This window comes from Stenotrophomonas sp. HMWF023 (assembly GCF_003060985.1).
GTDB lineage: Bacteria > Pseudomonadota > Gammaproteobacteria > Xanthomonadales > Xanthomonadaceae > Stenotrophomonas > Stenotrophomonas lactitubi.
Genome location: NZ_QAIJ01000243.1, coordinates 1 through 3,117, shown reverse-complemented (window position 1 = coordinate 3,117; position 3,117 = coordinate 1). Strand labels below are relative to the sequence as shown.

The 3,117-nt window shown below is 62.6% G+C and carries 7 protein-coding genes; all 7 read right to left on the bottom strand.

Annotation, left to right across the window (positions count from 1 at the left end; genetic code table 11):
• Positions 1-210: 50S ribosomal protein L22 (rplV, locus tag DBR20_RS13540; RefSeq protein ID WP_108266541.1), on the bottom strand; the 210-nt coding region annotated here is incomplete at its 3' end.
• 12 nt (positions 211-222) lie between these two features.
• Positions 223-492, bottom strand: coding sequence for a 30S ribosomal protein S19 (gene rpsS / locus DBR20_RS13535; protein WP_004145340.1), 270 nt, complete (start codon positions 490-492; stop codon positions 223-225).
• Between the two features lie 6 nt (positions 493-498).
• Positions 499-1,326, bottom strand: a complete 828-nt coding sequence (gene rplB / locus DBR20_RS13530; protein WP_025879304.1) for a 50S ribosomal protein L2 — start codon at positions 1,324-1,326, stop codon at positions 499-501.
• Between the two features lie 10 nt (positions 1,327-1,336).
• Positions 1,337-1,636, bottom strand: coding sequence for a 50S ribosomal protein L23 (gene rplW / locus DBR20_RS13525; RefSeq protein ID WP_025879303.1), 300 nt, complete (start codon positions 1,634-1,636; stop codon positions 1,337-1,339).
• Complete coding sequence (rplD, locus tag DBR20_RS13520; protein WP_025879302.1) at positions 1,633-2,238, bottom strand: 50S ribosomal protein L4; 606 nt, start codon at positions 2,236-2,238, stop codon at positions 1,633-1,635. The genes rplW and rplD overlap by 4 nt, the downstream gene beginning before the upstream one ends.
• Before the next feature lie 12 nt (positions 2,239-2,250).
• Positions 2,251-2,901, bottom strand: coding sequence for a 50S ribosomal protein L3 (gene rplC / locus DBR20_RS13515; protein ID WP_108266540.1), 651 nt, complete (start codon positions 2,899-2,901; stop codon positions 2,251-2,253).
• A gap of 11 nt (positions 2,902-2,912) precedes the next feature.
• Positions 2,913-3,117: 30S ribosomal protein S10 (gene rpsJ, locus DBR20_RS13510; RefSeq protein ID WP_108266539.1), on the bottom strand; the 205-nt coding region annotated here is incomplete at its 5' end.

Genomic DNA, 3,117 nt, shown 5'->3' with positions numbered 1-3,117 from the left:
CTTCAGCTCGTCGACGTCGGCGCCCTGGTTGTTCTCGGCATTTGCAATAGCCGACTCCACCACCTTCTTGATCAGGTGGGCAGCCTTCTTGTCCGAGAACTTCAGCAGGTTGACGGCACGCTCGGCCGGCAGACCGCGCACCTGGTCAGCGACCAGACGTGCCTTCTGCGGGGAGATGCGCGCGGTGCGCAGGATGGCTTTCGCTTCCATTGTCATCTCTCCTTACTTGCCCGACTTCTTGTCACCACCGTGACCCTTGAAGGTCCGGGTGATGGCAAATTCGCCGAGCTTGTGGCCGACCATGTTCTCGTTGACGAGAACCGGGATGTGGTTCTTGCCGTTATGCACGGCAATGGTGACGCCTACCATGTCAGGCAGGATCATCGAACGACGCGACCAGGTCTTGATCGGACGCTTGCTACCCGCAGCGGCAGCCACCTTAGCAACCAGGTGGTGATCGACAAACGGGCCCTTCTTGAGTGAACGTGCCATGGTCGATTAGCCCCTACGATCGCGGACGATGAACTGCTGAGTGCGCTTGTTATGGCGCGTCTTGTAACCCTTGGTCGGAACACCCCACGGGGTGACCGGATGCGGGTTACCCTGGCCGGCCTTCGCCTCACCACCACCGTGCGGGTGGTCAACCGGGTTCATGGCAGCACCACGAACGGTCGGGCGGACGCCGCGCCAGCGCTTGGCACCGGCCTTGCCCAGCTTTTCCAAGCTGTGCTCGTCGTTGCCGACTTCGCCGATGGTCGCGCAGCACTCAACCGGAACCTTGCGCATTTCACCCGAGCGCAGGCGCAGGGTGGCGTAGATGCCTTCACGAGCAACCAGCTGCACGGCAGCACCAGCAGCGCGGGCGATCTGAGCGCCCTTGCCCGGCTTCAGCTCGATGCAGTGGATGGTGGTACCGACCGGGATGTTGCGCAGCGGCAGGGTGTTGCCCGCCTTGATCGGAGCATCCGAACCAGCGATCACCTGATCACCAGCCTTCAGACCCTTCGGGGCGATGATGTAGCGGCGCTCACCGTCGACGTAGCACAGCAGGGCGATGTGGGCGGTGCGGTTCGGATCGTATTCGATGCGTTCCACGCGCGCCGGGATGCCCAGCTTGTTGCGCTTGAAGTCAATCAGGCGGTAGTGCTGCTTGTGGCCACCACCGACGTGACGCACGGTGATGCGGCCGTGGTGGTTGCGACCACCCGAACGGCTCTGCGACTCGACCAGCGGGGCATGCGGAGCGCCCTTGTGCAGGTCGGGAGTAACCACGCGCACGGCCGAACGGCGACCGGGAGAAGTGGGCTTGAATTTCATCAATGGCATGGGATGTACCTCAGGCCTTGGCCGTTACATCGATCGACTGGCCGTCGGCCAGGCGAACGTACGCCTTGCGCCAATCGCCGCGGCGGCCAGCACGGTTACGGAAGGACTTGTTCTTGCCCTTGACGTTGACCACGTTGACTGCTTCGACCTTGACGTCGAACAGCTGCTCAACCGCGGCCTTTACATCGGCCTTGGTGGCTTCGTTCGAAATTTCGAAGACGTACTGATTGGAGAGTTCCTGCAGGCGCGCGGTCTTTTCGGAGACACGCGGGGCGAGCAGCACGCTGAAGATTTTTTCGTTGCTGTTCATGCCAGCCACTCCTCGACCTTCTTGACCGCGTCAGCGGTGATGACGACCGTGTCGGCACCGACCAGCGACACCGGATCCAGGCCCTGGACGTCACGCACTTCCACGTAGGGAATGTTGCGCGCCGACAGGTACAGGTGCTCGGAGGCTTCTTCAGTGACGATCAGCGGGCGCTTGCCCACTTCCAGGCCGGCCAGCTTGGCGATCAGAGCCTTCGTGTTGGTCGCTTCGACATCGAAGGACTCCACGATGGTCAGACGGCCCTGACGGTTCAGCTCGGACAGGATCGCGCACATGGCGGCACGGTACTGCTTACGATTGACCTTCTGCTCGAAGCTGCGCGGCTTTGCCGCGAAGGTGACACCGCCGCCGACGAAGATCGGAGCCGTCAGTGCGCCATGACGCGCGCCGCCGCCCTTCTGCTTCTTCGACTTCTTGGTGGTACCTGCCACTTCGGAGCGAGTCTTCTGCGCCTTGGTGCCGGCGCGACCGGCGTTGCGGTAAGCAACGACGACCTGGTGAACCAGATCTTCGCTGAAATCGCGACCGAACACGGCGTCGGAGACCGAGACCTTGTTATTGCTACCCGTGATAACGAGTTCCATCGTCATCTCTCCTTATGCCTTGCTCGCCGGACGGACGATCACGTCGCCACCCGCCGCGCCCGGAACGGCGCCGCGAACTGCGATCAGACCGCGTTCGACGTCGACCTTGACAACTTCCAGGTTCTGGGTGCTCTGCTGCACGGCGCCCATGTGACCGGACATCTTCTTACCCGGGAACACGCGGCCGGGCGTCTGGCGCTGACCCAGCGAACCCGGCGCGCGATGCGACAGCGAGTTGCCGTGGGTAGCGTCACCCATACGGAAGTTGTAGCGCTTGATGGTGCCCTGGAAGCCCTTACCCTTGGTGACACCCTGGACGTCGACGATCTGGCCGACTTCAAAGATGTCCGCCTTGACTTCGCCGCCAACGGCGAAATCGCCGAGCTGGGCGTCTTCAACGCGGAATTCCCACAGGCCACGGCCCGCTTCCACTTTCGCCTTGGCGAAGTGGCCGGCTTCCGGCTTGTTGACCAGGGCAGCGCGACGCGCACCGACGGTCACCTGCACGGCGCTGTAGCCGTCAGCTTCGACGGTCTTGATCTGCGCGATGCGGTTGGGGGTTGCTTCGATCAGGGTCACCGGGATGGAACGGCCATCTTCGGTGAACACGCGGCTCATGCCAGCCTTGCGGCCCACGAAGCCCAACGAATATTTCTTCGTCATGGTCGTAGTCCTCAGGTCAGCTTGATCTGAACGTCGACGCCGGCAGCCAGTTCGAGCTTCATCAGCGCGTCCACGGTCTTGTCATTCGGGTCAACGATATCGAGCACGCGCTTGTGCGTGCGGGTCTCGTACTGGTCACGCGCGTCCTTGTCGACGTGCGGGGAGACGAGGATGGTGTAACGCTCGATCTTGGTCGGCAGCGGGATCGGGCCACGC